Consider the following 26,266-nt stretch of genomic DNA (forward strand, 5'->3'; position numbering starts at 1 on the left):
GCCATCGGGACACCGCGTAAAATCAATCACCGGGCCCAAGATTCTTGCGCCCGGTTTTTTGTGCCCGTCTTTTCTTCAAAAGGCGCCGCAAAAGCCGGCCGGACCAAGCGCTCTTTCGTTCTTCTCAACGATTCCTTTCAGGAGCCTGGTCATGCAAATTTTCGATTACGACAACATCCTTCTGCTCCCTCGCAAGTGCCGCGTGGAGAGCCGCTCGGAATGCGACGCCAGCGTCACGCTGGGCGAACGCACCTTCCGCCTGCCGGTGGTGCCTGCCAACATGAAGACGGTGGTCGACGAGTCGATCTGCCTGTGGCTCGCGCAGAACGGCTACTTCTACGTGATGCACCGCTTCGACCTGGACAACGTGAAATTCGTCAAGGACATGCAGGGCAAGGGCGTGTTCGCCTCGATCTCGCTGGGCGTGAAGAAGCCCGACTACGAGACCGTCGACCTGCTGGTGGCCCAGGGCCTCGTGCCCGAATACATCACGATCGACATCGCGCACGGCCACGCCGACAGCGTGAAGAACATGATCGGCTACCTGAAGGAAAAGCTGCCCAAGGCCTTCGTGATCGCCGGCAACGTCGGCACGCCCGAGGCCGTGATCGACCTGGAGAACTGGGGCGCGGACGCGACCAAGGTCGGCATCGGCCCGGGCAAGGTCTGCATCACCAAGCTCAAGACCGGCTTCGGCACGGGTGGCTGGCAGCTGTCGGCGCTCAAGTGGTGCGCGCGCGTGGCGACCAAGCCGATCATTGCGGACGGCGGCATTCGCGACCATGGCGACATCGCCAAGAGCGTGCGCTTCGGCGCATCGATGGTGATGATCGGCTCGCTGTTCGCGGGCCATGAGGAGTCGCCCGGCAAGACGGTCGAAGTCGACGGCACGCTCTTCAAGGAGTACTACGGCTCGGCCAGCGACTTCAACAAGGGCGAATACAAGCACGTCGAGGGCAAGCGCATCCTGGAGCCCATCAAGGGCAAGCTGGCCGACACGCTGATCGAGATGGAGCAGGACGTGCAGAGCTCGATCAGCTACGCGGGCGGCCGCACGCTGATGGACATCCGCAAGGTCAACTACGTCACGCTGGGCGGCGACAACGCGGGTGAGCACCTGTTGATGTAAGTGCCCTGCCCCAGGGCTGTGTCGGTCAGGCTTCGAGCAGTTGCACCGCATGGCGGTGCAACGCGTGGGCCGGATCGGCGAATGCATCGACCACGCCGAAGTGGTCCAGGCCCGGGAGCACCTCGCACACCGGCACGGTGTTGTGGCCCCAGGCGTTGCGGATCATCGCGTTGTGGCGGATGAATTCGGGGCTCTCTTCGCCACCGGCGGCCGCGTAGAGCTGGCCGCGCGGTGGCGCGGGCCAGAGCGCCGGGCTCGCACGACGGGCGTCCGCATCGGTCAGCTTCAGCGTGTTCTCCAGGAACGGCGTGCGCTGCAGCGGCCGCAGGTCGTACAGGCCCGAGATCGAGAGCGCGTTGCGCACGAGCTGCGCGGGCAGATCGGGGGCAACGGCTTTCCAATCGCAGGACAACAAGGCCGCCGCCATGTGGCCGCCGGCCGAATGCCCCGCAACGGTGATGCGCGAAGGATCGCCGCCATAGGCCGCGACGTGGCGCCAGGTCCATTCGAGCGCATGCACCATCTGCAGCAGGATGCCCGGCACCGTGACGGGCGCCTCGACCGGTCCGGGACACAACGCGTAGTTGGGCACGACGACGCAGATGCCGCGGTCGTTGAACGACGGCGCGATGAAGGAATGCTGGCTCTTGTCCATTGCGCGCCAGTAGCCGCCGTGGATGAAGACCAGCACCGGCGCGTCGGGGATCGGCGCGGGGAAGACGTCGAGCGTCTCGTTCGGGCCCTCGCCGTAGCGCAGGTCGATCCGGCCGGGCAAGGCATCGCGCACCGCTGCCGATTCGCGCGTCCACCGCTCGAAGTACGCCGGGTGGTCTTTCACCCGCGCGAGGTTGTTGTACATGCCTTCCAGCCAGGCGGGGTCGTACGAGGCCATGCGATTGCTGCTCTTGGTTTTGCGAGGCGCGAATCTTGGCACGACAACGTGCGCGGGGGCGGGAGTCTGGTTAGAATTTACGTCGTGTTGGGGGGGTAGCTCAGCTGGGAGAGCGCCGCGTTCGCAATGCGGAGGTCGTGAGTTCGATCCTCATCCTCTCCACCAACCGATTTGAAAAGGCCTTGGCAACCGCCAAGGCCTTTTCTTTTGGGTGACTCAGGTATCGAGCGTCAGATGCTGGCCATGCAACGCCGCGGCTGCGGGCGATGCGAGAAAGCCGATGGTCTGCGCAGCGACCGACGTCGACACCCACTCGGCCGGATTCGCATCGGGCATCGCCTGCCGGTTTGCCGGCGTGTCCAGCACGCTGGGCGCCACGCTGTTCACGCTGACGCCGTGCGGCGCGGCTTCGGCCGCCATGGCTTCCACCAGGCGCTGCAATGCGCTCTTCGAGGCGATGTAGGCAGCCATCGCCGGCACGCCACGTGCCGCGACCTTCGCTGTCACGGCGACGATGCGGCCCGCCTTGCGTTCGATCATCGAAGGCAGCACGGCCTGCGTCACGGCGACGAAGGACCACGCGTTGAGATTCATCATCCGGTCCCAGCTCGCGCGCGACAGCGCATGCGTTGCCTCGCCCATCTCGAAACCACCGGCGATGTGCACGAGCGCATCGACACGGCCGAAGGCCTTGAGCACCTGGCCGGTCAGTTCGGCCATGTCGGGCGCCGAGGTCACATCGCCTGCGAGCAGCAGGTGCTGCGAGTTGTCCAGCCCCGGAAAGACTTCAGCCAAGCGGCCCGCATGATGGTCGACCAGGGCAAGACGCGCGCCTTGGTCGAGGAAGTGCTGCGCCACCGCACGACCCAGCGCGCCCGCGGCACCGGTGATCACGACATGGGGCGTGGTGTTTGCATCGCTCATAAGAAAATGCTCCTGATTGAGGAGGGGCGTGGCCCCATCGGTGGCGCATCCTAACGCTGCGACTCACAAAATTTTTGGACGCCGGAAAATTCTGGGATATACTCGTGGTCTTGCCTGAAAACGCTAGTCGTTTACAGCGCTGGGGCTCTTAGCTCAGTTGGTAGAGCAGCGGACTCTTAATCCGTAGGTCGAGTGTTCGAGTCACTCAGGGCCCACCACCAACATGGCGGAAACGCTGAAAAAGCCTGCTACCTCACCGGTAGCAGGCTTTTTTATTTGCCCGCTGGGATCACGGCGAACCTGCCTCACCCTGCCGCATCATCCAGTCGTCGACGAAACGCGCGAGCACATCCCGCTTCTCGCCGATCTCGGCCGCCAGATATTGGCGTGCATGTTCCTGGGCCAATTCGTTCGACAGGAACCACTGCTCCCGCACGGGGCTGCCTTGCGGCGGCGGCGTGCCCCAGGTGGCAACACTCTTGCCCAGGAACGCTTCGGTGACCGGCAACCGCCCATCGGTCTTGCCGATGTCCGACAGTGCATTGCGCGGGGCGCCGAGCGCGACACGCACCTGGACGACGTCGCTGTCCGAATGAATGGACGCGCCGAGCCCGCCCGCCTGATGCACCTGCCAGAGCTGTGCCGCGGACGCATTGCGAACCCAGCTTTCGAGCGCACGCGTCAAACTCTCGAGGATGATTTCTTTGTTCATACAAGCACTATTTCACATTTAAGACTGTCAGTTCTGGCCTTCGAAAACGCAGATCCACAAAGTCCAGTGCGCGACATGGCATCTTGTACCTGCTGTCACGCATCACAACAATCAGGATTCCAGGGACATCAACTTCGAAGCGAAAAGCTCGTTGGACCCGCTTCGGCGGGTTATTTTTTGCCCTCCCGCATCCAGGGCGAACAGCGACGTTCGGCGACAACACAATCCACGGGCCCGGCGAAGTGGTTGCTGGCCTGCGCTATATTTCTGCCATGGAAAAGGCTTCCGACATAGGCAAACCCACCGTCCCCATCGACCTGATCGGGCCGGAACACTGGGGCCGCTCCAGGCGCGGCAATGGTCGGGTCACCAAAGTTCTCTGCATCATCATCGGCGGCCTCGCGGCTGCGGGGGTGATCGCCTACCGCGTGTTCGGCGTCGGGCGCTGAGCGTTCCGTCCACACAACAAAAAGCCCGCTGTCCAATGACAGCGGGCTTTTTGCATGAGGGCCGAGCCAATGCACAGCAACGCCCTCTCACTGAAGCCGCGAGCCCTTGGGCAGCCGCTTGGCCAGCCACTCGTGCACGTCCGCGCGGATGTTGCGGCCCTCGAGCAGGAAGTTCTCGAAACGGCTCGGCACGTAGGGCAGATAGACCAGCGGCATGCCGGCTTCCTCGGGCGTGCGCGCGGCCTTCCTGTTGTTGCAGACGGCGCACGCGCTCACCAGGTTGGTCCAGGTCCAGGGACCGCCGCGCGATTCGGGCAGCACGTGCTCGCATTGCAGGTCGCGCTCGTGGAACACGCCCGCGCAGTACGCACAGGTGTGGCGATCGCGCCGCACCAGCTTGCCCTTGGTGACGCCGGGCACCACGTCGAACAGGTTGATCTTCGAGGCACCACGCAGCGCGATGATGGGCGCCACGTCGATGCGCGACTGCACACCACGCGCGACGTTGAAACCGCCGCGCAGCGTGGCCAGCGGCAGGACGCCGTCTTCCCACGCGACCGATCCGGTGGCGTAGTGCAACACCGCCTGCTCCAGTGAAATCCAGGCCTGCGGCGTGCCCTGGATATCGAGTTGCAGGACGTGAGGGTGCATGATGGCTCGCCTCCTTTGCGGCGATGGTCGAATGAGTTGAAGGAAAAAATAGATGGGGTGCACGAACGGAATCGAACCGTCGTCAGCGGGATCACAGCCCGCGGCTCTGCCGTTGAGCTACGCGCACCGTGAAGAGAAAGCCGGTCGGCCAGCTACCACTCGCCCACTTCGCGCACGCGCTGGTCGAGATCGAGGCACTCGCGCAGGCGCGAATGACCAAGCGAAGCGGACGAATTCGCCGCTGCACGCCGCGCATCGGCGCCGATACCGAAACGGCGAAGCCAGGCGAGCACCATGCGGCTGCGCGGCTGGGCCGGGCGCACGGTGATCATCCGGATCGGGGTGTTGCGCTTGCGCATGGTGACTCCTTGGTTGTTGGTGACAGCAAAACAAAATGGCCCCACGTGCACGACTCGAACGTGCAACCCCTTGCTTCGTAGGCAAGTGCTCTGATCCATTGAGCTAACGCGGGATGAAAAGCAAAAAGTGTCCGGTTACGAGTTCCGGCGCCGCCCAATCTTTGCGGCCGGTTTCCGCGGAAGGACCATCTGCAATGGCCCGGTCCCGCTCGGGTTCGGTGCGAAAAAACGAATGACCGCTTTTCCATTTCGGTTGTGTCCTCACGCGACGGACAGCGCGCTGGGCGCTGTCCCGTACGACGTCGCTGCACAGGAGGGATCAGTTCCTGCACATCCCGCCAGACCGTCTACGCGGTGGGTCCTGGCGGTGTGGTGAAGGCACACCCGAAATGGCAAAGCACGACAAGCAAAAGCAAAAAACAAAACAAAAAGGCCCGGAAACCTTTCGGTGTCCGGGCCTCTGCTGGAGAGAGCTTGGAAGGTATGCGCCTATGCGCAACCTCCACCCGGTAGCACCTGATCCTCGAACTTGCCAACGCGCAGGCGGGCTGCGGTTTGCGTGGCATGCACATGGCTCTGGCGCAGATTCGATTTCGACGACGGCATGCCGAACCCACCGCCACACGACCACACGCGCACGAACGCCCGGCCCGATGCGGGTCGAATGTTGGTGAGGGTCAATGCGGTGTTCACGATGGTTCCTGATCAAAAATTGCCGCTGTCGGCTGTTAAGGGTTGGAAAAAGGGGACGGCTTGAGCCGCGAGTGAGGTTGACTGTAAATAGTGTTTACGGCGACGTCAACAACCGGGACAATCTTTTCTTGTCTCGTTGTTGTTGTTTTTGAACAGTGCCCAATATCACCGTCGCGCGTCGTCGCAATGTCCTTGCGCTGCATCGCCGCTTTCTCGAGGGCGCCGTTGCCGCGGGCCTGCCAGCCAAGGGGCTGGACCAGTCCTTTGCGAAGAAGATCGAAATCTCCCCCAGCATGTGGAGCCAGATCAAGAGTTCCCGGCCCATCGGCGACAACCTCGCGCGGCAAATCGAGCGGCATTGCGATGTGGAGGCCGGCTGGCTCGACAAGGAAGACCGGCCCTCCGAGGTGCCGGATGCTGCGGAAGATCGATTCATCGCGGCCGCAAGACAGGCATGGCGCACCGCCAATGCCAAAGGGAAACGAGAACTCGGCGGCTGGCTGAAGAAACACGTCCAGGACGCCGACCCGCCGCCCTGAATTTCAACCCGCCAATGCGGGCGCGTCGCGCAGGATCGCAGCGCGCATGTCATCGGGAATGGCGACGGCGCGATGCGTCTGGAGCGATGTCGTCACGATCACCTGCGTCATCTGCATGCGCACTTCGCCGGACTCGGCACCGAAGCAGCGCACCGCCAGCGTCATCGAGCGCGAACCCAGCCGCTCCACCGCAAGGCCCAGCATCACCCGATCGCCCATCCGGCTCACGGCGCGGAAATCCACCTCGAGCTTCACGGTCGGCAGCCCGATGCGGCGCTCGGCCACGAGCCCGTGATAACTGAGCCCCAAGCCTTCGTTCACCCAGTCTTCGATGAGCCCGTTGAGCATCACGAAGTACTGCGGATAGAACACGATGCCCGCCGGATCGCAGTCCGAAAACCGGATCAGCCGCGGCCGCCGGAACTCCGTGCTCGCCGCCGCGAGGTCGACATGCGTGGCGTCGCTCATGCTCATGCTCAACCCTCCTCGACCCCGGCTTCGCCGCGCATCACATGCACGCGCAGCAGTCCGAGCTGGCTGTGCATCTGCTTGACCGTCTTCATGTCCAGGCCCGAGAACATCTCCAGGATCCACTGCTCGTGCTCGCTCGCCATGGTCTCGAAGGTGCGCCGCCCCGCGGGCGTGAGGCTCACGATCCATGCGCGGCGATCGTCGGGGCTCGGGGCACGCGCCACCATGCCTTCGCGCTCGAGCTCGTCGGTCAGGCCCGTCACGTTGCCGCCGGTCACCATCAGGTAGCGCGACAGCACGCGCATCTTGAGCCCGTCCTTGTACCGATGCAGCTGCGCCATGTAGTCGAAGCGCGCCAGCGAGATACCGAAGCGCTCGCGCAGACGGCGGCGAATCTCGGCCTCGATCTGCGTGGTGCTCGCGAGCATGCGCAGCCACAGCTTGAGCATCGCGTGGTCCTCGTGGCCGGCGCGCCCCTCGTGGCCGAGTTCCTCGGCATCGCTGAGCGCGGCGTGCGAGGCGTCGTTGCGTGTCATGTCACTTCTCCTCCCGAAACCGAGATCGACTGGCCGGTGACCGACGCCGCGCCCTCCCCGCACAGCCAGCGCACGGTATCGGCCACTTCGGACGGCTGCACGATGCGCTTTTGCGGGTTGACGCTGGAGAATTCCGCCAGCGCATCGGCCTCGCTGCGCCCGGTCTTGCCGACCACGTTGGCGACGCTGTTGCGCAGGATGTCGGTGTCGGTATAGCCCGGGCACACGGCATTCACCGTGATGCCCTTGCGCGCCACTTCGAGCGCGAGCGAGCGCGTGAGGCCGATCACGCCGTGCTTGGCCGCGGTGTAGGCCGAGACGTAGGCGTAGCCCTTCTGCCCCGCGGTGCTCGCGATGTTGACGATGCGGCCCCAGCCCGCCTCGAGCATGTCGGGCAATGCAGCCTGCGCGCACAAAAAACTGCCGGTGAGATTCACCGACAGCATCCGCTGCCACAGTTCGACCGAGGTCTTGAGGAACGGCGCGCTCTCTGCAGCGCCTGCGTTGTTGACCAGGAGGGCGATCGGGCCTCGCGCCGCACGAGCCTGCGCGAAGGCCGCCTGAACGCCCTCCTGATCGGCCACGTCAGCTGCCGCCACGCCGTGACCGCTGCCGGCGAGCGTATCGGCCACGCGCTGAAGTGCCTCGCGGTCGCGCCCCAGCAAGGTCAGCACAGCGCCTTCGGACGCCAGGGTGCGGGCGATCTCGGCGCCGATGCCGCGCGCCGCGCCGGTGACCAGGGCATGACGGCCAGTGAGTAAATTTGATTGCATACCTGAATGGTTTAGTTCTGAATCATTTTAGCGATGTCCGATAGCCCGGACTGTCACTGCATGAAACGATCCCTTCGAGATCCAGCGCCCCCGTCATGAAGCCCGCGGCCGGCCGTCCCAGGTCTGCGGCCCCACGCCGCGCTCGCGCAGCTTGAACTTCTGCACCTTGCCGTTCTCGGTGCGCGGCAGGTCGGGCAGCACGTCGATGTAGCGCGGCACCGCGAAGTAAGGCAGGCGCCCTTCGCAGAAGCGCGCGAGCTCGACCGGATCGATATGGGTACCTTCGCGGGCCACCAGCGCGGCCATCACTTCGTCCTCCGCGAGTTCGGAGCGCACCGGATACACGGCGCACGAGGCCACGGCCGCATGGCTCAGCAGCACCTGTTCGACCTCGAACGAAGAGATGTTCTCCCCGCGCCGGCGGATCGCGTCCTTGATGCGGTCCACGAACCGAAACGCGCCGTCCGCATCGCGCACCACCCGGTCGCCCGTGTGGAACCACAGGTTGCGCCAGGCCTCGACGGTCTTCTCCGGCATGTTGAAGTAGCCGCTCGCAAAGGCGTAGGGCTCGTCCGCGCGCAGCAGCAACTCGCCGGCCTCGCCGGAGGGCAGCGCGGCGTCGTCTTCATCGGCCACGCAGGCCTGGAAGCCGGGCCGCAACCAGCCCATGACACCGCCGCGCGGCGAATCCGGCGCAGTGGCGATCGCAAAATTGGTTTCCGTCGAACCATAGCCTTCGAGCAGCGACACGCCCGTGCGCGCCTTGAAAGCCTGCCCCGCGGCCGCAGGCACGCCCGGCCCGAGCCCGATGCGCACGCGGTGATCGCGCTCGCCTTCGCCCTCGGGCTGCGCGAGCAGGATCGGCACCATCGCCCCCAGCAGGTAGACCACGGTCGCGCCGCTCGCCCGCATCGACGGCCAGAAGCCCGATGCCGAGAAGCGCGATTCGAAGACGACCTCGGCCCCCGTCAGCGCGGCCTGCGCGAAAGTGTTGAGCGCATTGATGTGGAAGAGCGGCAGCGTGGTGCACAGCACGTCGTCGCGCCCGACACCGAGCACCTCGGCGCTGTTCACGCCCCACCAGAAATACTGCGCATGCGGGCAGATCACGCCCTTGGCCGGCCCGGTGGTGCCCGAGGTGTAGAGGATGGCGAGCGGATCGCCCGGCTGCACCGCGGCAGGCGCAATGGCTTGCGAGCCTTCCGGGTAGTTCGAGACGCGCACATCGGCGGGCGGCTCCCAGGACGCATCGCCTTCGCCTACCACCCACACTTCGCGCAGCAACGTACGCCCGAGATCTGCCGTCTTCAACCGCTCGAGAAAACCCGCCTCGATCACCAGCAGCCTAGCCTGGCTGTTGGCCAGGAAGTATTCGATCTGCGGCCCCATCGACGCCGTGTTGACCGGCACGACCGACGCGCCCATCCATCCCGCGCCGAGAAAAGTTTCAAGAAACTCGATGCGGTTTCCGCACATCACCGCGATGCGGTCGCCGCGCGCCACGCCGGCCTGCGCAAGTGCCCCGGCACGTACCGCAGCGGCTTCCGCCGCGTCGCCGTGCGTCCATTGCCGCCCCGCCACCCGCAGCAGCGCACGCGCACCGAACAACGCCGACTGCCGTTGCAGCATCGCGGGCAGCGTGCGCTGCGCCGGCGGCAGTGCGCGCACCTCACTCGTCATCGTGCGTGCCCCCTCCGAGATAGGTCGCCTGCACGCGCGGATCGCTCGCCAGTTCGGCCGAAGCGCCCGAGAGCGCGATCTCGCCCGTCTCCAGCACATACCCCTCGTCCGAGCTTTCGAGCGCCGCGCGGGCGTTCTGCTCGACCAGCAGGATGGAGACACCGTCTTCGCGCAGCTTGCGCACGATGGTGAGGATGTCCCGCACGATCAGCGGCGCGAGGCCGAGGCTGGGCTCGTCGAGCATCAGGAGGCGCGGCGCCGACATCAGCGCCCGCCCCACCGCCAGCATCTGCCGCTCGCCGCCCGAGAGCGTGTCGGCGCGCTGCGCACGGCGCTCGGCCAGCCGCGGAAAGCGGTCGTACACCGATTGCAGTCGCTTCTTCATTGCATCGCCGCGCAGCCGCTTGGCATACGCGCCCAGCTGCAGGTTGTCGAGCACGGTGAGCTCGCCGAACAGCTCGCGCTTCTCGGGCACGAGGCACAGGCCCCGCTCCACGCGCGCCTCCACATCGAGCCCTTGCAGGTCTTCACCCTCGAAGCGCAGCGTGCCCTTGCAAGGCAGCAAGCCCATGGCGGCGGCCAGCAGCGTGGTCTTGCCCGCGCCGTTCGGCCCGATCACCGAGATGATCTGGCCGGGTTGCAAGTCGAGCGACACGCCACGCACCGCCTCGACCTGTCCATAAGAGACATGCAGGTCACCAATCTCCAGCATCGCGCTCATACGACGCTCCCCAGGTAAGCCGCCTGCACACGCTCGTCAGCGCGCACCGCCGACGGCACGCCCTCCACGAGCTTGGAGCCGAAGTTCATCACCACCAGACGGTCCACCAGTTTCATCACGAAGTCCATGTCGTGTTCGACGATCAGGATGGTCACGCCCTCCTCGCGGAGTTTGCGCAACAGGTCGCCGAGCGCCATCTTTTCCTTGCGGCGCAGGCCCGCCGCGGGCTCGTCGAGCACCAGCAGCACCGGGTCGGCGGCCAGCGCGCGCGCGATCTCCAGGATGCGCTGCGTGCCCAGCGGCAGGCTGCCCGCGAGCTCGTGCGCGCGGTCGCCCAGGCCGATGCGGTCGAGCTGGCGCTGCGCCTCCTGCAGGATCTGGTTCTCTTCGGTGCGGTCCAGCCGCAGGCCCGCCTTCAGGATGCCCGAGCGCGTGCGCGAATGCGCACCCAGCGCCACGTTGTCCAAGAGGCTCATGCGCGGCCGCAGCTTCACATGCTGGAAGGTGCGCGCCAGGCCCAGCCGCGCCACCTGCCGCTGCGGCATGCCGGCGATGTCGTGGTCGAGAAAGCGCACCTGCCCCGAGGTCATCGGCAGCGTGCAGGTCAGCAGGTTGAACATGGTCGACTTGCCCGCGCCGTTCGGCCCGATCAGCCCGACGATCTCGCCGGCCTTCACGTCGAAGCTCACGTCGTTCACCGCCACGAGGCCGCCAAAGCGCTTGACCGCGCCGTTCACCGACAGCACCTGCGTGCCACGCGCCGGCAATTGCCGATGCGGCAGCGGATCGACCCGTGGCGCCTCGTGGCGCGAGACGCCCTGCGTGCCGCCGCGCCGACGCGTCCAGCGCCGCAGCAACCCCATCAACCCGCCACGCGCAAAGTGCAGCAGCAGGATGAAGAGCGCGGCGAAGGCCACGGCCTCCAGCTGCCCGGCGCGCTGCGTGAGCATCGGCAACACGTCCTGCAGCCCGTTCTTCAGCACCAGCACCAGCGCGGCACCCACCAGCGCGCCCGCCAGTTGCCCGAGCCCGCCGGCCACCGCCATCAACAGGTACTCGATGCTCGCGCGCACATCGAAGGGCGACGGGCTCACGAAGCGGTTCATGTGCGCATAGAGCCAGCCCGCCAGCCCCGCGAACAACGCGGCCGTGACGAACAGCGAGAGCCGCACGCGGTACGCGTCCGCCCCCACGCTCGCCAGCAGCGTCGCGCCGCCGCGCAGCCCGCGAATCGCGCGCCCGGGCCGCGACTGCAGCAGGTTGTGGCTGAACAGACAGGCGAGGCCGACCACCACCCAGATCAGGTAGTACATCGACCGTGGATCGGCCAGCGACCAGCCCGCGACCTGCAGCGCCGGAATGTTCGAAAGCCCCGTGTGCCGGCCGAGCGCATCGACGTTGCCGAACAGCATCGCGATCGACAGGCCCCACGCGATGGTGCTGAGCGGCAGGAAGTGACCGCCGAGCCGCAGCGTGAGCATGCCGATGGCCAGCGCCGAGAGGCCCGTGAGCAGCAGCGCGAACAGGAGGCCGATCCACGGCGACATGCCCTGCGCCGTCGTGAGCCACGCCGTCGCATAGGCCGCGATGCCCACGAAGGCCGCCTGCCCGAACGAGGTCGCGCCGCCCACGCCCGTGAGCAGCACCAGACCGAGCGCCACCAGGGCGCCGATGCCGATGTCGTTGAGCAGCGAAACCGTGAAGCTGCCCGCCACCGCCGGCACGAGGGCCAGCACGACGACCACCGCGGCGATCCAGCCCATGCGTTTGCGGTTGCCGTTCATTGGTCCACCTCGTCTTCTTCCTCTTCCGAATGGGTCACCATGAAGGAGCGCAGCATGAGCACCGGTATGAGCAAGCTGAACACGATCACGTCTTTCAACGCACCGCTCCAGAACGAGGCGAAGCTCTCCACCACGCCGACCGCGAGCGCACCCACGGCCGTCATCGGATAGCTCACGAGCCCGCCGATGATCGCGGCCACGAAGGCCTTCAGGCCGATGATGAAACCCGAGTCGTAATACATGGTCGTCACCGGCGCGATCAGCACGCCGATGAGCCCGGCCAGCAGCGACGCACAGCCATACGCCAGCAGCGCCGTGCGCACCGGCCGGATGCCGACCAGCCGCGCACCCACCCGATTGACCGCCGTGGCGCGCAGCGCCTTGCCGGCCACCGTGCGCTCGAACACCAGGAAGAACAGGCCGCTCAACACGATCGCCGCGCCCACCATCAGCACCACCTGGCCGCTGACCGTGAACCCGTCGCCCAGCGTGAACACCGCGCTCGTGAGCGGCGTGGTGCGCGAACCTTCAGGACCGAAGAACAGCAGGCCCAGGCCGGAGAGCAGGAAGTGCAGTGCGAGGGACACGATCAGCAGCACCAGCACCGATGCATCGGCGATCGGCTGGAACACCACCCGCGCGAGCAGCGGCGCGATGGGCACCACCAGCAATACGGCCACCGCGATATGCACCGCCACCGGCACGCCCGGCCGGGCCGCCAGCCATGCGAGCACGCACGGAATCGCGGGCAGCACGCCCCACATCAGCACCGCCTTGGGAATGCGCGAGGCCTCCCCGCGCCGCAGCAGGCTGCCGATTTCCGTCGCCAGCGCCAGCACCGCGAGCACCGCCACCATGCCGATGGTCGCCGGCACGCGGCCGGTTTCGAAGGCCGCGAGCGACAGGGCCGCGAAGGCCGCGATGTCGCCGAAGGGCACGAACACCACGCGCGTCACGGAAAAGATCAGCACCAGCCCGAGCCCGGCCAGCAGATAGACGGCACCGTTGGCCAGGCCGTCGGTGAGGAGGATCAGCGCGACGTCCCACGTCATGGGAAAACCTCAGGCATTGCTTTCATCTTTCTTCATCTTTTTTCTTGTCTTCTTCGGGAACGGGGCATTGGTCAAGGTGCCAGCTTCCATTGGCCGTTGTCCAGCTTGACGATCACGCGGGCGCGTTCATCCACGCCGTAGAGGCTGCCCGGCTTGAAGGTGTAGACACCGTGCGTGCCCACCACTTCCTTGGTGCTGAAGATGGCATCGCGCAATGCGACGCGGAACTCGGCGGTTCCCGGCTCGGCCTTCTTCATCGCACGCGAAGCGGCATCGGCGAACACCAGCCAGCCATCGAACGAGTACGCCGAAAAGGCGTCGCTGGTCGGTGCGTTGTTGACCTTCTGGAACACGGCGCGGAACTCGGTCGCGATCTTCTTGGTCGGGTAGCTGTCCGGCAACTGCTCGGCGACGATCACCGGACCGGTGGGCATCAGCGCGTTCTGGCCAGCTGCGCCGACCACGCGCACGAAATCGGGGTTGATCAGCCCGTGCTGGCCGTACACGCCGCCCTTGAAGCCGCGCTCCTGCAGCGCGAGGAACGGCAGCGCGCCCGGCGTGCCCGCACCGCCGGTCATCACCGCGTCCGGGCGCAGCGCCACGATCTTGAGCACCTGTCCGGTCACCGAGGCATCGGCGCGCGCATAGCGCTCGTTGCTCACCACCTTGATGCCGGCGCCCGGTGCGGCCTTCATGAGCGCGTCGTACACCAGGTCGCCCCACGCGTCGGTGAAGCCGATGTAGCCCACGGTCTTCACGTTGTTGCGCTTCATGCGCTCGACCACGGCGTCGATCATCAGCTGCGTGGGCTGCGCAACGGTCATGACCCAGGGGTTCTCGTTCGGGTCGAGCAGGATGGGCGTGAGGCCGATCATCGGCGTCTTCGCCTCCTTGCCCACCTGCGCCATCGCGATGGCGGCCGGCACGCCCGAGGTGCCCATGAGCACGTCGACCTTGTCCTCCTCGATCAGCTTGCGTGCATTGCGCCCGGCCGTGGTCGGGTCGGAGCCGTCGTCCAGCACGATGAGCTGCACCTTGCGGCCATTGATCTCGGGCTTGTAGGCGAGTGCAGCCTGCATGCCCTTCGCATAGGGCACGCCCAGCGAGGAATTGGGCCCCGACAGCGACACGCTCAGCCCGACCTTCAGGTCGGCCGCAAAAACGCTCGCAACGCCACAGGCGGCGAGCGCCGCGGCGAGGGCACCGCGCGTCAGGGTCAGCATCAGGCTCTTCATGTCGTAGCTCCAGTGAGGATGGATGGAATGAACGGGTAACTCAGATGAACAACTGGATCGCCGGCAACGCGCGCGCGGCGTTGAGCAGGTCGATGCGCTTCTGGCGGATGGCCCAGCCCGAGACGGTGCGCACGAGGTGGTGGCGCGCGGTGCCGCTCAGCAGGATCTGGGATTCGCCGCGCGCCTCCACATAGAGGAACGGCGTGCGCAGGTGCACCTCGTCGCCCGTCTCGTTCTCGATGCGCGAGGGCTGCAGCACGTGCTGGCTGTGGCTGGCGGGATGCTGCGAATGCGCGCGCGGGTTCTTCAGGCGATCGACGCGCAGCTGCAGCAGCAGCCGGTCTTCGTAGGCCAGCGAGTTGTGCGAGAACGGATCGGCCTGCGCGGCGCCGAGCAGCGGCACCCAGTAGTGGCCGTCTTCGGAGAACAGCGCCAGCCAGTCGTCGAAGCGCCGCTCGTCGAGCAGGGCCGCCTCGTGGGCAATGAAGTCGCGCGGGTCGTTCATGCCGCGACCTCCGAAGCCATCGCCTTCGCCCAGGCGCGGAACTGGTTGCGCATGAGCAACTCGTTCGTGCCGTTGGTGGTGATGGTCGATCGCGCGAGCTCGGCCGCGTCGAAGTCGCGGTGCAGGCTCACCCATTCGTTGCCGCCGGCGCGCAGGCCCTGCTGGATGCTCTCGAACAGGTGCACGTCGTCGTGCGCCACCACCGACATCGGCGAGAACACGAGCCGGTTGTAGCTCATCGCGCGCTCGAACAGCAGCGCGGGCGCGCCGGCTGCGCGGAAGCTCCAGGCCTCGATCAGCGTGCGGTCGGCCGCCAGCGGACGGATCACGCGGATGGCCTGCGGCGAGCCCTTCACCGACAGGCTCGGATAGAAGACCGAGTTCTGCGGCGAGCGCTGCAGGATGTCGGCCGCGCGCTCGGCCCCGTGCGCGGCCTGCATCGCGGCTTCGTATTCGGGCAGCTGCGCGTAGCTGGAATGGATGCTGAAGTTCACGCCCAGCACGCTGTGCCCGTTGGCGAACACCCGCCCACCCATCTTGTCGAAGAACTCGTAGCCCGAGCCGAAGGGCAGGATCTGCTCCATCGCCATCGGCTTGGGATCGGTGGGCGCATGGCCTTCCCACAGCGCCTCGGCCGCCTTGGTGGCCGATTCGTGCGCCGACATCGGATGCACCGTGTCGTTGATGTTCTCCAGGTACATCTTCCAGTTGCAATGGACGATGTTGCGCAGCACGCCGCCACCCACGGTGAGCTTGCCCTCGGGCGAACGGTCGACCATGTTGTCGATGGCGCCGAGCACTTCGCCGAAATAGTCCTCGAACGCAGGGCCGGTGTCGGAGAGCCGCACGAAGACGAAGTCGCGGTAGACCTTCACGTGTTTCACCACCGAGAGCCCCTGCCCCGATTCGCAGGCCTTGAGCTGCGTGCCCTCGTAGCCGTTCTTCAGCGGCACGCCGAGCGGCGCGCCGTCGAGCTTGTAGGTCCACGCGTGGTACGGGCAGCGAAAGAACCGGCCGGTGTTGCCGCTTTCGTCCGTCACCAGCTGCGTGCCCTTGTGGGCGCAGCGGTTGTACATCACGTGCACCGCGCCGTCGGGCTGCCGCACCATCAGGAGCGGTCGGCCCGCGACCTCCTGCGTCACGAAGTCGCCCGCTTCCGGTACCTGGCTCGCATGGCCGAGGAAGACCCAGGTGTTCGCGAACAGGCGCTCCTGTTCGAGCGCGAAGATCTCCTCGCTCAGGTACAGGTCGCGGTGCACGCGATCGTCCTGCACCAGGGCGGCGATGCGGTCGGGATGATGGCGGTAGCTGGTCATCGGGGCACTCGGCTTCTCAAGGAACGAGCTTCCACTGGCCCTTGTTCATCTGCACGATCACCACGCCGCGCTGGTCGGAGCCATAGCGGTCGTCGGGCTTGAAGGTGTAGATGCCGTGCGTGCCCACGAGCTCCTTCGTGCTCACGATGGCGTCGCGCAGCGCGGTGCGGTACTGCGGCGTGCCCGGCTCGCCTTTGGTGCGCGAGGCGGCGTCGGCCAGCAGCAGGTAGGCGTCGTAGGTGTACGAGGAGAAGGCATCGGTGGGCACCGCGCCGTTCACCTTCTGGTAGGCGTTGCGAAAGCCCATCGACACCTTCTTGATGGGGTTGCTGTCGGGCAGCTGGTCGGCCACGAGCACGGGGCCGCTGGGCACCTGCAGGCCTTCGATGGAAGCACCTCCTACGCGCACGAAGTCGGCGTTGATGAGCCCGTGCGTGCCATAGATCTTGCCCTTGTAGCCACGCTCGGCGAGCGCGATGTAGGGCAGCGCACCGGGCGTGCCGGAGTTGCCCGCGAACACGGCATCGGGCCGCGCCGCGACGATCTTCAGGATCTGCCCCGCCACCGACGAATCGCTGCGTGCATAGCGCTCGTTCGCCACCACCTTGATGCCGGCGGCGGCCGTGCTCTTCATCAGCGAGTCGTAGGCCAGGTCGCCCAGCGCATCGGAAAAGCCGATGAAGGCCACGGTCTTCACGCCCGACTTCTGCATGCGGTCCACCACGCCGGCGACCATGAGCGGGAACGGTTGCGACACCGTCACCGTCCACGCGCCTTCCGGGCCGGCGATGGTCACCGGCGTGGGCGAGATCAGCGGCGTATTGAGCTCGCGCGCCACCGAGGCGATGGCCATCGCGCCCGGCACACCCGAGGTGCCGATGAGCACATCGACCTTGTCTTCCGTCACCAGCTTGCGGGCGTTGCGGCCGGCGGTGGTCGGGTCGGAGGCGTCGTCGAGCACGATCAACTGGACCTTGCGGCCACCGATCTCGGGACGCTCGGCAATGGCTGCGCGAATGCCCTTTTCGTAGGGAACGCCCAGTGCGGCGACAGGGCCCGAAAGCGAGCTGATGAAGCCGATCTTCAGGTCGGCCGCCATGGCCTGTGCAGTTGCCAATGCGACGGCGGTGAGGCCGAGGAGGCGGGCCAGTTTCTTTTTCATTGAGATTGCTCCAGCGTGTGGCGTATGTTGTGTGCGTTGCGTGCGTTGAATCAGGGAACCAGCTTCCACTGACCCTTTTCGAGCTTCACGACCACACGCGAGCGTTCGTCCGATCCATAGCGGTCGGTCGGCTTGAAGTTGTAGACGCTGTGGGTGCCCACCAGCTCCTTGGTGCTCACGATCGCGTCGCGCAGCGCGAGACGGAACTGCGGCGTGCCCGGCTCGGCCTTGGTGGCGAGCGCGCGTTGGGCGGCGTCCAAGTACAGCAGCCAGGCATCGAAGGTGTAGGCCGAGAAGGCATCGGTAGGCGCCGCGCCGTTGGCCTTCTGGTAGGCCGCGCGGAAGTCCATCGACACCTTGCGGATCGGGTTGTCGCCCGGCAACTGCTCGGCCACGATCACCGGGCCGGTGGGTGCGAGCAGGCCTTCGACGGCCGCGCCGCCCACGCGCACGAAGTCGGGGTTGATGAGCGCATGCATGCCGTAGATCTGGCCCCTGTAGCCGCGCTCCGCGAGCGCCAGGTACGGCAGCGCGCCGGGCGTGCCCGAGGTGCCGGTGATCACCGCGTCGGGGCGCAGCGCCACGATCTTGAGCACCTGGCCCGTCACCGACGAATCGGCGCGCGCATAGCGCTCGTTCGACACGATCTTGATGCCCGCCGGCTCCGCGCTCTTTTGCAGCGCGTCGTACACCAGGTCGCCCCAGGCGTCGGAGAAGCCGATGTAGCCGACCGTCTTCACGCCCGACTTCTTCATGCGCTCGACCACCGCGCTCACCATGAGCGGCGCGGGCTGCGGCAGCGTGACCATCCACGCGCCCTCTTCGCCCGGCAGGTTGGCGTTGGCGATGGAGATGAGCGGCGTCTTCGTCTCGCGCGCCACGCCCGCGATGGCCAGCGCGCCGGGCGATCCTGCCGTGCCGATGATGACGTCGACCTTGTCCTCGTCGATCATCTTGCGGGCGTTGCGCGCGGCCGTGGTCGGGTCCGAGGCATCGTCCAGCTGCACCAGCTGGATCTTGCGGCCACCCAGGTCCGCCTTGTAGGCGAGCGCGGCCTTCATGCCCTTCTCGTAGGGGATGCCCAGCGACGACACCGGCCCCGAGAGCGACGTGATGAAGCCGACCTTGAGGTCAGCAGCCCAGGCGCCAGCGACGGCGCTCAGGGCGCCCAGGCCCACGGCGATGCCCGCGAGGGCACGGAATCGGTTCAGGACTTTCATGGCGATGCTCCAGAGGTGATGTTTTTTGAACGAAACGAACGCTGAGAACTAGAGGACCAGGCTGCCGACGCTGGTGCCGCCGCACACGTAGAGCACCTGGCCGGTAACGAAGCTGTTGTCCGCATCGGCGAAGAAACGCACGGCGCGTGCCACGTCGGCCGATTCGCCCAGGCGCTTGACGGGCACGGAGGCCGCGAGCGCGCGCTCCTTCTCGCTGCCGGCTTCGACGACGTCGTAGAACATGTCGGTGCGGATCGGTCCCGGCGCCACCACGTTCACCGTGATGCCGTCGGCGGCCAGTTCCAGAGCCCAGGTGCGCGCCATGCCCAGCATGCCGGCCTTGGTCGCGGAATAGCTGGTGCGGGTCGCAAGACCCAGTGCGGCGCGCGACGACAGCAGCACCACGCGGCCGAAACGCTGCGCGCGCATGGCGGGCAATGCGCCCTGCACGAGCTGGATCGCGCAGCCCAGGTGCAAGTCGACCAGCGCATCGAGATCGTCCAGCTTCACCTCGGGCAACAAGGCTGCGCGGATCACGCCGGCGTTGTGCACGATGGTGGTCGGCGCAAAGCGCTCGACCAGTTCACGCACCGCTTCGCCCGTGGCGGCGCGGTCGCTCAGGTCGACCTCGAGGCTGTGCAGCTTCGGATGGTCGATCTCGGCCTTGCGGCGCGCGAGCGACACCACCTCGTAGCCTTGCGCGAGCAGGTCCTCGCAGATCGCCTTGCCGATGCCGGCGCTGCCGCCGGTGACGGCCGCGACCTTGGGCACCGTGTTCATGCCTGCGCTCCCACCAACGCCAGCACACGCAGCGGGCTGCCGCTGCCCTTCTCGATCTTGAGCGGCGGGCAGATCAGCACCGCGCCCGCGGGCGGCAGCAGGTCGAGATTGCTCAGGCACTGCAACCCGTAGCGCCCGGCGCCGTGCATGTAGTAGTGGCACGGATACGGTGGACGCAGGTGATAGCCCTGCCCCGCATCGGTGCCGATGGCCTCCGAGCCGAAGCCCAGCACGTCGCGCTGCTCCACCAGGAAGCGCACGGCCTCGGTGCTCGGGCCGGGCGTGTGCTGGCCGGTTTCGTCGAAGTTTTGATACGCCTCAGGGTCGCTGCGCTTGGACCAGTCGGTGCGCATCAGCACCCACGCGCCCTTCGGGATGCGGCCATGGGCGGCTTCGTAGCGCTCGATGTCGGCCACGCTCAACAGGTAGTCGTCGTTGCCCTGCACCTCGGCCGAGCAGTCGATCACGCAGGCCGGCGCCACGAAGTTCTGCACGGGGATGGTGTCCACCGAGTTGTTCGGCAGGTCGCGTCCGGAGATCCAGTGGATCGGTGCGTCGAAGTGCGTGCCCGTGTGCTCGCCGCAGGAGAAGTTGTTCCAGTACCAGCCCGGGCCACGCTCGTCGTACTTCGACACCTCCTCGATGCGGAAGGGCCAGCACTGGCCCATCTCGGGCGGTAGCGCGATCTGCGGGAACTCGGGCGTGAGCGTCTGCGTGAGGTCGATCACGCGGATGCGGCCAGTGGCCATCGCGGTCACCAGGCCACCGAGGATTTCGGCGGCGGACATCGGTTCGGTGGTTGTCGTCATCGTGTGGCTCCTGTTCTCAGCCGCCTGCGGCCAGTTCGCGTTCGAGCACCTTGGGGTTGTCGCGCCAGCGCTCCAGCCACTCCTGCGCCACGTCGCCCGGATAGACGTCTTCGACGCCATCGCGCAGCGCCTTCACGATGGCGTTGGCCAACGCCGTGGGCGCCAGCTTGGGCGGCGGCGTGTGCTGGTTCCATTCGTCGTCGATGGGCCCCGGGAACACGTTGATCACGCGGATGCCGGCCGGCCGCATCTCGGCGCGCAGGCACTGCGCAAGCGAATGCGCCGCCGCCTTCGAGGCGCTGAAGGTGCCGTGCGGCGGGAAGTTGCTGAGCGCGTAGATCGACAGCAGGTTGACCCACGCCGTCGCGCCCGTCGCGCCATCGGCCGAGCGGCCCTTGAGCGCGGGGCCGAATTCTTGCGCGAGGCGCAGCAGGCCGAAGTAGTTGATGTCCATCTCGGCCTTGGCCACGTCGGTGCCGCGCCGCGCGCCGATGCCGAAGGTGCGGTGCACCTCGGCGTTGTTGATCACGATGTCGACCTTGCCGCCGATGGAGCCCGCAAGCTCGGTCACCTGCCGGCCGTTGGTGAGGTCCAGCGGCACGAGCGTGACCTGCGGCAACGCCGAGATGTCGTCCAGGCCGTCGCCCATCTTCTTCCAGGGCTCGGCGTGGCCGACCCAGACGATGTCGGCGCCGGCCTTCACCAGCGCACGCACGATGGCCTGGCCGGTCTCGGTCTTGCCGTCGGTCACCAGCGCCTTGCGGAACTTGGGGTCGCTGGTCATTTCTCGGAGCATCTTGTCGTCGGCCATGTGGGCACTCCCTTCATTCGGAAAACCAATGAGAACGGCCTGGCCCGCGCGGTCGAGCCGGGCGCCGACACGCACTCGCGTCGGCGCGTCGCCGACTTCACCGTGCAGGTGGACCATGAGCGTCGGGCCGACGTCCAGGTGCACCAGGCCCAGCCGCCAGGGCAGCCGCTCGCGGAAGAACAGGTCGTTGCTGTGATGCAGCGTGGTGCTGCCGAGCAGTTCGCCTTCGCCGCTCTGCTGGCGCCAGCGCAGCGCAGCAGAAAGGCACTTGTGGCAGACCTCGCGCGGCGGGTACTGCACGGTGCCGCAGTCCTCGCAGGTCTGCAGTTCGAAGCGGCCTTCTGCGGCGGCGGCCGTGAGGCCGAGCGCCACGCGGCCGCGCGCGCCGGGCGGCAGGTTCATCTGCCGGGTGCGCAGCACCGGGTTCTTGCGCGGGGGGCGCATCATCGGCATCGTCATGCGGGTCTCCCGAGGATGACTGCGCCTGTGCAGAGGCAGCGGTCGTAGGTCACCATGCCGAAGCCGGCGACGAGGCCCAGTTGCGCATCGGGCACCGTGCGCTTGTCGGCTTGATCCGTCAGTTGGCGGATCGCCTCGACCATGCCGAGGAAGCCGCCCGCCGCACCAGCCTGCCCGGCCGAAAGCTGCCCGCCACTCGTGTTGTTCGGAAAGCTGCCGTCGAAAGTCATGGTGTGCGATTGCACGAAGGCCGAGCCCTCGCCCTTCTCGCAAAAGCCCAGGTCTTCGAACTGCATCATCACGATGACGGGATAGTCGTCGTAGGTCTGCACGAAGTCGAGTGCGGTGGGCTGCACGCCGGCCTGCGCATAGAGGTCGTCGCGGTCCTTGCGCCAGCCGCCCTGCACCATCACCGGATCGTCGGCATAGGCGTTGTGGCGCTCGATGGCGCCGCGGATCACCACGTGCGCCAGGCCCAGGTCGCGTGCGCGCTCCTCGCTCATCACCAGGAAGGCATCGGCGCCGGCGCAGGGCATCACGCAGTCGAAGAGGTGGATCGGGTCCGAGATGGGGCGTGCGGCCATGTACTCGTCCAGCGTGAGCGCCTTCTTGAACATCGCGTTCGGGTTGCCGAGCGCGTTGGTGCGCTGGTCCACGCAGATGCGGCCGAAATCTTCGCGCTTCGCGCCGTAGGTGCGCATGTAGTTGGCAGTGATGAACGCGAAGATCGAGTTCGGCCCGCCCGAGCCGTAGGGGTAGCTCGCATCGCGCGCGAAGTTGCTGAAGCTGCCGAGCGTCTGACGGAAGGAGTCGACATGGTTGGTGTCGGCGCCCACGCAGGCCACGATGTCGGCATCGCCCGCCTGCACGGCGCGCGCGGCGCGGCGCAGGCACATCACGCCCGAGGCGCCGCCCGTGGGCACATGGTCGAGCCAGCGCGGCGAGAGGCCCAGGTGCTGGGTGACGCCCACGGCCGTGTCCGGCGCCAGCGAAAAGCTGCTGAGGCACAGGCCGTCGATCTGCTCCTTGGCGACGCCGCTCGCCTGGACCAGCGCCTCGACGGCCTGGCCGATGAACCAGTGGGCGGTGCGCGTGGAGTAGCGCACATAGGGCACCGTGATGGGCACGGCCACCGCGACGCCTTCGTAGGAAAGTCGGTTGCGGCTCATGGCTGCCTCTTTTTCATCGCGCGGGTGTCGATGCAATGGCCCTGCCCGGGCAATGCATGCGCCATCTCGCGGAGTTGCCCGCGCTGGATCTTCTGCGAAGGCGTGAGAGGCAGCGCGTCGACGAAAGCGACGTAGCCGGGCGCCTTGTAATAAGCGAGTTGGGCCAGCGCATGCTCGACGATGCTCGCGGCGATCTGCGCGCGTTGCGATGCATCGGTGCCTTCTCGCACCACGATGCAAGCGAGCACTTCGTCGCCGCGCACTTCGTCGGGCGTGGCGGCCACAGCCGATGTCTTCACGGCCGGGTGCTGGTTGAGCACGCTCTCTACCTCGACGGCCGAGATGTTCTCGCCGCTGCGGCGGATCACGTTCTTCTTGCGGTCGACAAAAAAGAAGTTGCCCTCGGGGTCGCGCCGCACGAGATCGCCGGTGTGGAACCAGCCGCCGGACCAGGCTTCGCGCGTGGCTTCCTCGTCTTTCAGGTAGCCGGAGAAGAAGTAGCGTTCTGGGTCGCCGCCGGTTGACCGAACGAGCAGTTCACCCGTCAAGTCGACGCCGACGTCGTTGCCGTCCTCGCCCACGAGCCGGAGCTCGACGAACTCTTCCTGCCGCCCGAAGCAGCTCGTGCCCACGAGGCGCGGCTCGCGGTTGGCCATGATGCAGGCGGCCGCGCCGGTCTCGGTCATGGCCCAGGCCTCCACCAGCGGGAAGCCGAAGCGCTCTTCGAAAGGGGCGTGGTTCTTGCGGTCCACGCCGGCGCCGAAACCCCAGCGGATCGCATGGTCCTTGTCGGCCGCGGACGCATTGGCCGACAAGAGCATCGCCGGCATCACGCCCAGGTAATGCACGATGGTCGCGCCGCTTTCGCGGGCGCTGGCAAGCCAGGTCTTCGGATGAAAGCGGTCCAGCTGCACCAGGCACCCACCCGCCACCAGCACCACCATGGTGGAGAACGCCATGGCGTTCATGTGGTTCAGGGGCAGCGGCGTGATGACGCGCTCGGTATCGGGGCGGATGCCGCACACGCCGTCGAGCGCTGCGTACCACTCGCCTGCACGCAGGAAGTAGGCGTTGCTCAGGATGCAGCCCTTGGGGCGCCCGGTGGTGCCCGAGGTGTAGAGGAGGCCGCATTCCGTATCGGCGCCGATCGCGTCCCCGGCGCGCGGTGCGGTCGTCTTCGCGCTCGGCACCGCATCGTCGGGCCCCATCGTCTCGAAGGCCACGCCGGCTTGCGCCGCAGCCGCGCGCAAGTCGGCAGCGCGTTCGGGCAGGGTCACCGCGAGACCGATTTCACTGTGCCCGATGAGGTAGATGAGTTCGGCCGAGCGCATCTCGGCGTTGATCGGTACCACGCTCGCGCCCAGGGCGTTGAGTGCGAACCAGTGAAAGAGGAACGCGGGCCGGTTCTCCAGCAGCAGGCCGACGCGATGGCCATGCCCGTAGCCGGCCTTTGCATAGGCCGCGCGCAGGCGCTCGACCTCGGCTGCAGCCTCGCCCCAGCGAATGGCGCCGGCCGCGATGCCGTAGGCGGCTGCGGTCACCGATTCGGTGAACAGGAACTCGGCCTGCGGCGTGCGCGCGGCGGTCGCCGCGAAGACTTGATGGACGGTGGAGTCTTGCATCGCGTCCTTAGATGAAAAGCTGCACGGCCGGAAGCGCCGCGTCGCAGTTGAGCAGGTTCACGCGCTTGAGCGTCATGCGCAATGCGCCGCCGTGCACCGTGAGGTGATGAAAGAAGGTGCCGACGTAGAACTGCAGTTCGTCGCCCTGCGACTCGGTGTAGTGGAAGCCGGTTCGCACCACGAAGCGATTGCCCTCGGCATCGAAGGTCTCGACCACCGGCACCTGCAGCAGGTGGTGGCAGCGGCTCGGCGGCTGCTGCGAAAACGCGCGCGGGCTCTTCAGGCGCTCGATGCGCAGCTCGCGCAGCAGCTTGTCTTCGTAGAGGTGCGAGGTGTGGTTCAGGCCGTCTTCCTGGTCGGGCACGAGCGGCACCCAGTAGAAGGCGTCGTCGGTGAAAAGCGCGTTCCATTCTTCGTAGCGGCGCGTGTCGAGCAGGTGCGCTTCGTTCACCACGAAGTCGATCAGGTCCTGGCGCGTGACTTCGGTGCCGGCCATCACATCGTCTCCGTCATGCGCTCGACCCAGCTTCGATACTGGTTGCGCATCGGCAACTCGTTGGTGCCGCCGGTGGTGATTTCGCCGCCCTTCAGCTCCGACGGGTCGTAGTCGCGGTGCAGGCTCACCCACTCGTTGCCGCTCGCGTGCAGCCCGGCCTGCATGCCGCGATAGGCCTGCAGGTCGTCGTGTCCCACCACCGAGAACGGCGAATTGATGAGCCGGTTGTACATGGTCGTGCGCTGCAGCAGCTCGGGCGGGGCGCCCTTCAGGCGAAAGGTCCAGCTCTCGATCAGCGTCTTGTCGGCCGAGATGGGCTTGACCACGCGAATCGCCTGGATCGCGCCCTTGATCGTGAGGTTCGGGTAGTACACCGTGTTGTGCCGCGCCATGCCCAGGATCTGCGCGGTCTTCTCTTCGCCGTAGCGCGCCTTCATCGCGTCGTCGTACTCGGGGATCGCCTTGTACTTGCTGTGGATGCTGAAGTGCACGCCCGTGAAGCTGTGGCCGTGGTCGTAGGTTCGGATGCCCATGTCCTCGAAGAACTTGTAGTCGGACATGAAAGGCACGAACTGCTCGACCGCCATGGGCTTGGGTTCATCGGCGGGTTTGTCGGCCCACATGCGCTTGGCGGTGCCGGCGGAGGACTCGTGCGCCACCATCGGGTGCATGGTGTCGTTGAGGTTCTCCACGAACATCTTCCAGTTGCACTGGTGGATGAAGCGCAGGCACCCGCCGGCGATTTCCAGTTCGCCCTCGGGCGAGCGGTCGGCCATGTTGTCGATGGAGCTCAGCGAGTCGCCGAAGTACGCCTCGAAGTCGGGGCCCGCGTCGTTGATCTTCACGAAGATGAAGCCACGGTGGCTGCGCACGTGCTTCAGCGTGGTGAGCCCCTTGGCGGATTCGCATTCGTGCAGCGCGGTGTTCTCGTAGCCGGTCTTCAGCGGAATCGCCAGCAGCGAGCCGTCTGTCTTGAAAGTCCACGCGTGGTACGGGCAGCGAAAGAACTTGCCGGTGTTGCCGCAGGGCGCACTCACCAGGCGCGAGCCCTTGTGCGCGCAGCGATTCATCATCGCGCGCACGCTGCCGTCGGTGTGGCGCACGACGATCAGCGGGCGGCCGGCGATCTCGTTGCTGATCCAGTCGCCGGATTTCGGCAACTGGCTCTCGTGGCCGACGTAATTCCAGGTGTTGGCAAAGAAGTGTTCCTGCTCCAGCTCGAACAGTTCCTGGCTGGTGTACAGGTCGCGGTGCACGCGGTCGTTCCGCACGAGTGCGCGCACGGCGCCGGGGTTGTCTCGGTACGAGGTCATGGGT

Annotated in this window: 28 protein-coding genes and 4 tRNA genes; 5 read left to right on the plus strand and 27 right to left on the minus strand. The window is 66.7% G+C overall.

The genetic code is table 11. The features are described 5' to 3' along the window. Positions 1–151: 151 nt before the first annotated feature. Positions 152–1,129 carry a GMP reductase gene (locus tag BM133_RS14680; protein ID WP_093434673.1) on the plus strand — a complete coding sequence of 326 codons (978 nt, stop codon included), beginning with the start codon at positions 152–154 and terminating at the stop codon, positions 1,127–1,129. A gap of 25 nt (positions 1,130–1,154) precedes the next feature. Here BM133_RS14680 and BM133_RS14685 read toward each other — a convergent pair whose 3' ends face one another. Beyond that, on the minus strand, positions 1,155–2,021 hold the full coding sequence (locus BM133_RS14685) for an alpha/beta hydrolase (RefSeq protein ID WP_093434675.1): 867 nt from the start codon (positions 2,019–2,021) through the stop codon (positions 1,155–1,157). Positions 2,022–2,110: 89 nt separating this feature from the next. On the opposite strand from BM133_RS14685, the gene BM133_RS14690 reads away from it, so the two are divergent. Further along, positions 2,111–2,186, plus strand: a tRNA-Ala gene (locus BM133_RS14690). A 51-nt stretch (positions 2,187–2,237) separates the two neighbouring features. On the opposite strand, the gene BM133_RS14695 is transcribed toward BM133_RS14690, so the two are convergent. After that, on the minus strand, positions 2,238–2,945 hold the full coding sequence (locus tag BM133_RS14695; protein WP_093434677.1) for an SDR family NAD(P)-dependent oxidoreductase: 708 nt from the start codon (positions 2,943–2,945) through the stop codon (positions 2,238–2,240). A gap of 142 nt (positions 2,946–3,087) precedes the next feature. On the opposite strand from BM133_RS14695, the gene BM133_RS14700 reads away from it, so the two are divergent. After that, positions 3,088–3,163 (plus strand) — tRNA-Lys (locus tag BM133_RS14700). A 71-nt stretch (positions 3,164–3,234) separates the two neighbouring features. On the opposite strand, the gene BM133_RS14705 is transcribed toward BM133_RS14700, so the two are convergent. After that, positions 3,235–3,657 carry a hypothetical protein gene (locus BM133_RS14705; RefSeq protein WP_093434679.1) on the minus strand — a complete coding sequence of 141 codons (423 nt, stop codon included), beginning with the start codon at positions 3,655–3,657 and terminating at the stop codon, positions 3,235–3,237. Positions 3,658–3,740: 83 nt separating this feature from the next. Here BM133_RS14705 and BM133_RS34615 point away from each other — a divergent pair, with 83 nt between their 5' ends. After that, on the plus strand, positions 3,741–4,106 hold the full coding sequence (locus tag BM133_RS34615) for a hypothetical protein (RefSeq protein ID WP_143100133.1): 366 nt from the start codon (positions 3,741–3,743) through the stop codon (positions 4,104–4,106). An 87-nt stretch (positions 4,107–4,193) separates the two neighbouring features. Here the strand turns inward: BM133_RS34615 and BM133_RS14710 are convergent, their stop codons facing one another. From BM133_RS14710 to BM133_RS34620, 5 genes are all read right to left on the minus strand, one after another. Then, positions 4,194–4,757 (minus strand): HNH endonuclease, encoded by a 564-nt coding sequence (locus tag BM133_RS14710; protein ID WP_093434680.1) that lies wholly within the window; start codon positions 4,755–4,757, stop codon positions 4,194–4,196. 53 nt (positions 4,758–4,810) lie between these two features. Continuing rightward, positions 4,811–4,884: transfer RNA gene (locus BM133_RS14715), tRNA-His, on the minus strand. Positions 4,885–4,909: 25 nt separating this feature from the next. Further along, the gene (locus tag BM133_RS14720; RefSeq protein WP_093434682.1) at positions 4,910–5,116 is read right to left on the minus strand and encodes a short-chain dehydrogenase; all 207 of its coding nucleotides are present in this window, start codon (positions 5,114–5,116) and stop codon (positions 4,910–4,912) included. 36 nt (positions 5,117–5,152) lie between these two features. Beyond that, a tRNA-Arg gene (locus BM133_RS14725) sits at positions 5,153–5,229 on the minus strand. Positions 5,230–5,605: 376 nt separating this feature from the next. After that, a complete protein-coding gene (locus BM133_RS34620) occupies positions 5,606–5,809 on the minus strand; it encodes a hypothetical protein (protein WP_143100134.1) in 204 nt (67 codons plus the stop codon). Positions 5,810–5,964: 155 nt separating this feature from the next. Here BM133_RS34620 and BM133_RS14730 point away from each other — a divergent pair, with 155 nt between their 5' ends. Then, complete coding sequence (locus BM133_RS14730) at positions 5,965–6,348, plus strand: hypothetical protein (protein ID WP_093434683.1); 384 nt, start codon at positions 5,965–5,967, stop codon at positions 6,346–6,348. Between the two features lie 3 nt (positions 6,349–6,351). On the opposite strand, the gene BM133_RS14735 is transcribed toward BM133_RS14730, so the two are convergent. From BM133_RS14735 to BM133_RS14825, 19 genes are all read right to left on the minus strand, one after another. Then, entirely contained in the window at positions 6,352–6,816 is a 465-nt protein-coding gene (locus tag BM133_RS14735) for an acyl-CoA thioesterase (RefSeq protein WP_093435352.1), read from the minus strand. 8 nt (positions 6,817–6,824) lie between these two features. Beyond that, positions 6,825–7,355 carry a MarR family winged helix-turn-helix transcriptional regulator gene (locus BM133_RS14740; protein ID WP_093434685.1) on the minus strand — a complete coding sequence of 177 codons (531 nt, stop codon included), beginning with the start codon at positions 7,353–7,355 and terminating at the stop codon, positions 6,825–6,827. After that, positions 7,352–8,128, minus strand: coding sequence for an SDR family NAD(P)-dependent oxidoreductase (locus tag BM133_RS14745; RefSeq protein ID WP_093434686.1), 777 nt, complete (start codon positions 8,126–8,128; stop codon positions 7,352–7,354). The genes BM133_RS14740 and BM133_RS14745 overlap by 4 nt, the downstream gene beginning before the upstream one ends. A gap of 93 nt (positions 8,129–8,221) precedes the next feature. Then, positions 8,222–9,808, minus strand: a complete 1,587-nt coding sequence (locus BM133_RS14750; RefSeq protein WP_093434688.1) for an ATP-dependent acyl-CoA ligase — start codon at positions 9,806–9,808, stop codon at positions 8,222–8,224. Further along, a complete protein-coding gene (locus BM133_RS14755; RefSeq protein ID WP_093434689.1) occupies positions 9,798–10,529 on the minus strand; it encodes an ABC transporter ATP-binding protein in 732 nt (243 codons plus the stop codon). Before BM133_RS14755 ends, BM133_RS14750 begins: the two co-directional genes overlap by 11 nt. Continuing rightward, positions 10,526–12,313 (minus strand): branched-chain amino acid ABC transporter ATP-binding protein/permease, encoded by a 1,788-nt coding sequence (locus BM133_RS14760; RefSeq protein ID WP_093434691.1) that lies wholly within the window; start codon positions 12,311–12,313, stop codon positions 10,526–10,528. The genes BM133_RS14755 and BM133_RS14760 overlap by 4 nt, the downstream gene beginning before the upstream one ends. After that, positions 12,310–13,365 (minus strand): branched-chain amino acid ABC transporter permease, encoded by a 1,056-nt coding sequence (locus tag BM133_RS14765; RefSeq protein WP_093434692.1) that lies wholly within the window; start codon positions 13,363–13,365, stop codon positions 12,310–12,312. The genes BM133_RS14760 and BM133_RS14765 overlap by 4 nt, the downstream gene beginning before the upstream one ends. 71 nt (positions 13,366–13,436) lie before the next feature. Continuing rightward, positions 13,437–14,600, minus strand: a complete 1,164-nt coding sequence (locus BM133_RS14770; RefSeq protein ID WP_093434694.1) for an ABC transporter substrate-binding protein — start codon at positions 14,598–14,600, stop codon at positions 13,437–13,439. 40 nt (positions 14,601–14,640) lie between these two features. Beyond that, entirely contained in the window at positions 14,641–15,105 is a 465-nt protein-coding gene (locus BM133_RS14775; RefSeq protein WP_093434695.1) for an aromatic-ring-hydroxylating dioxygenase subunit beta, read from the minus strand. Further along, entirely contained in the window at positions 15,102–16,421 is a 1,320-nt protein-coding gene (locus BM133_RS14780; protein ID WP_093434697.1) for an aromatic ring-hydroxylating dioxygenase subunit alpha, read from the minus strand. Before BM133_RS14780 ends, BM133_RS14775 begins: the two co-directional genes overlap by 4 nt. Before the next feature lie 16 nt (positions 16,422–16,437). Beyond that, positions 16,438–17,583, minus strand: coding sequence for an ABC transporter substrate-binding protein (locus tag BM133_RS14785; RefSeq protein ID WP_093434698.1), 1,146 nt, complete (start codon positions 17,581–17,583; stop codon positions 16,438–16,440). Between the two features lie 50 nt (positions 17,584–17,633). Next, on the minus strand, positions 17,634–18,803 hold the full coding sequence (locus BM133_RS14790) for an ABC transporter substrate-binding protein (protein WP_093434700.1): 1,170 nt from the start codon (positions 18,801–18,803) through the stop codon (positions 17,634–17,636). Between the two features lie 48 nt (positions 18,804–18,851). Then, positions 18,852–19,583, minus strand: a complete 732-nt coding sequence (locus tag BM133_RS14795) for an SDR family oxidoreductase (RefSeq protein ID WP_177224803.1) — start codon at positions 19,581–19,583, stop codon at positions 18,852–18,854. Then, on the minus strand, positions 19,580–20,392 hold the full coding sequence (locus BM133_RS14800) for a cyclase family protein (RefSeq protein WP_093434701.1): 813 nt from the start codon (positions 20,390–20,392) through the stop codon (positions 19,580–19,582). Before BM133_RS14800 ends, BM133_RS14795 begins: the two co-directional genes overlap by 4 nt. Before the next feature lie 16 nt (positions 20,393–20,408). After that, a complete protein-coding gene (locus tag BM133_RS14805) occupies positions 20,409–21,662 on the minus strand; it encodes an SDR family NAD(P)-dependent oxidoreductase (RefSeq protein WP_093434703.1) in 1,254 nt (417 codons plus the stop codon). Then, positions 21,659–22,831, minus strand: a complete 1,173-nt coding sequence (locus tag BM133_RS14810) for a thiolase family protein (protein WP_093434704.1) — start codon at positions 22,829–22,831, stop codon at positions 21,659–21,661. Before BM133_RS14810 ends, BM133_RS14805 begins: the two co-directional genes overlap by 4 nt. Next, positions 22,828–24,453, minus strand: a complete 1,626-nt coding sequence (locus BM133_RS14815; protein WP_093434706.1) for an AMP-binding protein — start codon at positions 24,451–24,453, stop codon at positions 22,828–22,830. Before BM133_RS14815 ends, BM133_RS14810 begins: the two co-directional genes overlap by 4 nt. A 7-nt stretch (positions 24,454–24,460) precedes the next feature. Beyond that, positions 24,461–24,949, minus strand: a complete 489-nt coding sequence (locus BM133_RS14820; protein WP_093434707.1) for an aromatic-ring-hydroxylating dioxygenase subunit beta — start codon at positions 24,947–24,949, stop codon at positions 24,461–24,463. After that, positions 24,949–26,262, minus strand: a complete 1,314-nt coding sequence (locus tag BM133_RS14825) for an aromatic ring-hydroxylating dioxygenase subunit alpha (protein ID WP_093434709.1) — start codon at positions 26,260–26,262, stop codon at positions 24,949–24,951. The genes BM133_RS14820 and BM133_RS14825 overlap by 1 nt, the downstream gene beginning before the upstream one ends. Positions 26,263–26,266: the final 4 nt, after the last annotated feature.

Source organism: Variovorax sp. 770b2, assembly GCF_900115685.1.
Classification (GTDB): Bacteria; Pseudomonadota; Gammaproteobacteria; order Burkholderiales; family Burkholderiaceae_C; genus Variovorax.

Coding starts and splice junctions, on each gene's coding strand:
- BM133_RS14740 (WP_093434685.1), bottom strand. CDS start 7,355: ATGACACGCAACGACGCCTCGCACGCCGCGCTCAGCGATGCCGAGGAA.
- BM133_RS14680 (WP_093434673.1), top strand. CDS start 152: ATGCAAATTTTCGATTACGACAACATCCTTCTGCTCCCTCGCAAGTGC.
- BM133_RS14735 (WP_093435352.1), bottom strand. CDS start 6,816: ATGAGCGACGCCACGCATGTCGACCTCGCGGCGGCGAGCACGGAGTTC.
- BM133_RS14820 (WP_093434707.1), bottom strand. CDS start 24,949: ATGGCCGGCACCGAAGTCACGCGCCAGGACCTGATCGACTTCGTGGTG.
- BM133_RS14685 (WP_093434675.1), bottom strand. CDS start 2,021: ATGGCCTCGTACGACCCCGCCTGGCTGGAAGGCATGTACAACAACCTC.
- BM133_RS14775 (WP_093434695.1), bottom strand. CDS start 15,105: ATGAACGACCCGCGCGACTTCATTGCCCACGAGGCGGCCCTGCTCGAC.
- BM133_RS14745 (WP_093434686.1), bottom strand. CDS start 8,128: ATGCAATCAAATTTACTCACTGGCCGTCATGCCCTGGTCACCGGCGCG.
- BM133_RS14795 (WP_177224803.1), bottom strand. CDS start 19,583: ATGAACACGGTGCCCAAGGTCGCGGCCGTCACCGGCGGCAGCGCCGGC.
- BM133_RS14825 (WP_093434709.1), bottom strand. CDS start 26,262: ATGACCTCGTACCGAGACAACCCCGGCGCCGTGCGCGCACTCGTGCGG.
- BM133_RS14790 (WP_093434700.1), bottom strand. CDS start 18,803: ATGAAAGTCCTGAACCGATTCCGTGCCCTCGCGGGCATCGCCGTGGGC.
- BM133_RS14805 (WP_093434703.1), bottom strand. CDS start 21,662: ATGACGATGCCGATGATGCGCCCCCCGCGCAAGAACCCGGTGCTGCGC.
- BM133_RS14770 (WP_093434694.1), bottom strand. CDS start 14,600: ATGAAGAGCCTGATGCTGACCCTGACGCGCGGTGCCCTCGCCGCGGCG.
- BM133_RS14750 (WP_093434688.1), bottom strand. CDS start 9,808: ATGACGAGTGAGGTGCGCGCACTGCCGCCGGCGCAGCGCACGCTGCCC.
- BM133_RS14815 (WP_093434706.1), bottom strand. CDS start 24,453: ATGCAAGACTCCACCGTCCATCAAGTCTTCGCGGCGACCGCCGCGCGC.
- BM133_RS14785 (WP_093434698.1), bottom strand. CDS start 17,583: ATGAAAAAGAAACTGGCCCGCCTCCTCGGCCTCACCGCCGTCGCATTG.
- BM133_RS14760 (WP_093434691.1), bottom strand. CDS start 12,313: ATGAACGGCAACCGCAAACGCATGGGCTGGATCGCCGCGGTGGTCGTC.
- BM133_RS14705 (WP_093434679.1), bottom strand. CDS start 3,657: ATGAACAAAGAAATCATCCTCGAGAGTTTGACGCGTGCGCTCGAAAGC.
- BM133_RS14765 (WP_093434692.1), bottom strand. CDS start 13,365: ATGACGTGGGACGTCGCGCTGATCCTCCTCACCGACGGCCTGGCCAAC.
- BM133_RS14810 (WP_093434704.1), bottom strand. CDS start 22,831: ATGAGCCGCAACCGACTTTCCTACGAAGGCGTCGCGGTGGCCGTGCCC.
- BM133_RS14695 (WP_093434677.1), bottom strand. CDS start 2,945: ATGAGCGATGCAAACACCACGCCCCATGTCGTGATCACCGGTGCCGCG.
- BM133_RS14755 (WP_093434689.1), bottom strand. CDS start 10,529: ATGAGCGCGATGCTGGAGATTGGTGACCTGCATGTCTCTTATGGACAG.
- BM133_RS14780 (WP_093434697.1), bottom strand. CDS start 16,421: ATGACCAGCTACCGCCATCATCCCGACCGCATCGCCGCCCTGGTGCAG.
- BM133_RS14710 (WP_093434680.1), bottom strand. CDS start 4,757: ATGCACCCTCACGTCCTGCAACTCGATATCCAGGGCACGCCGCAGGCC.
- BM133_RS14800 (WP_093434701.1), bottom strand. CDS start 20,392: ATGACGACAACCACCGAACCGATGTCCGCCGCCGAAATCCTCGGTGGC.
- BM133_RS14720 (WP_093434682.1), bottom strand. CDS start 5,116: ATGCGCAAGCGCAACACCCCGATCCGGATGATCACCGTGCGCCCGGCC.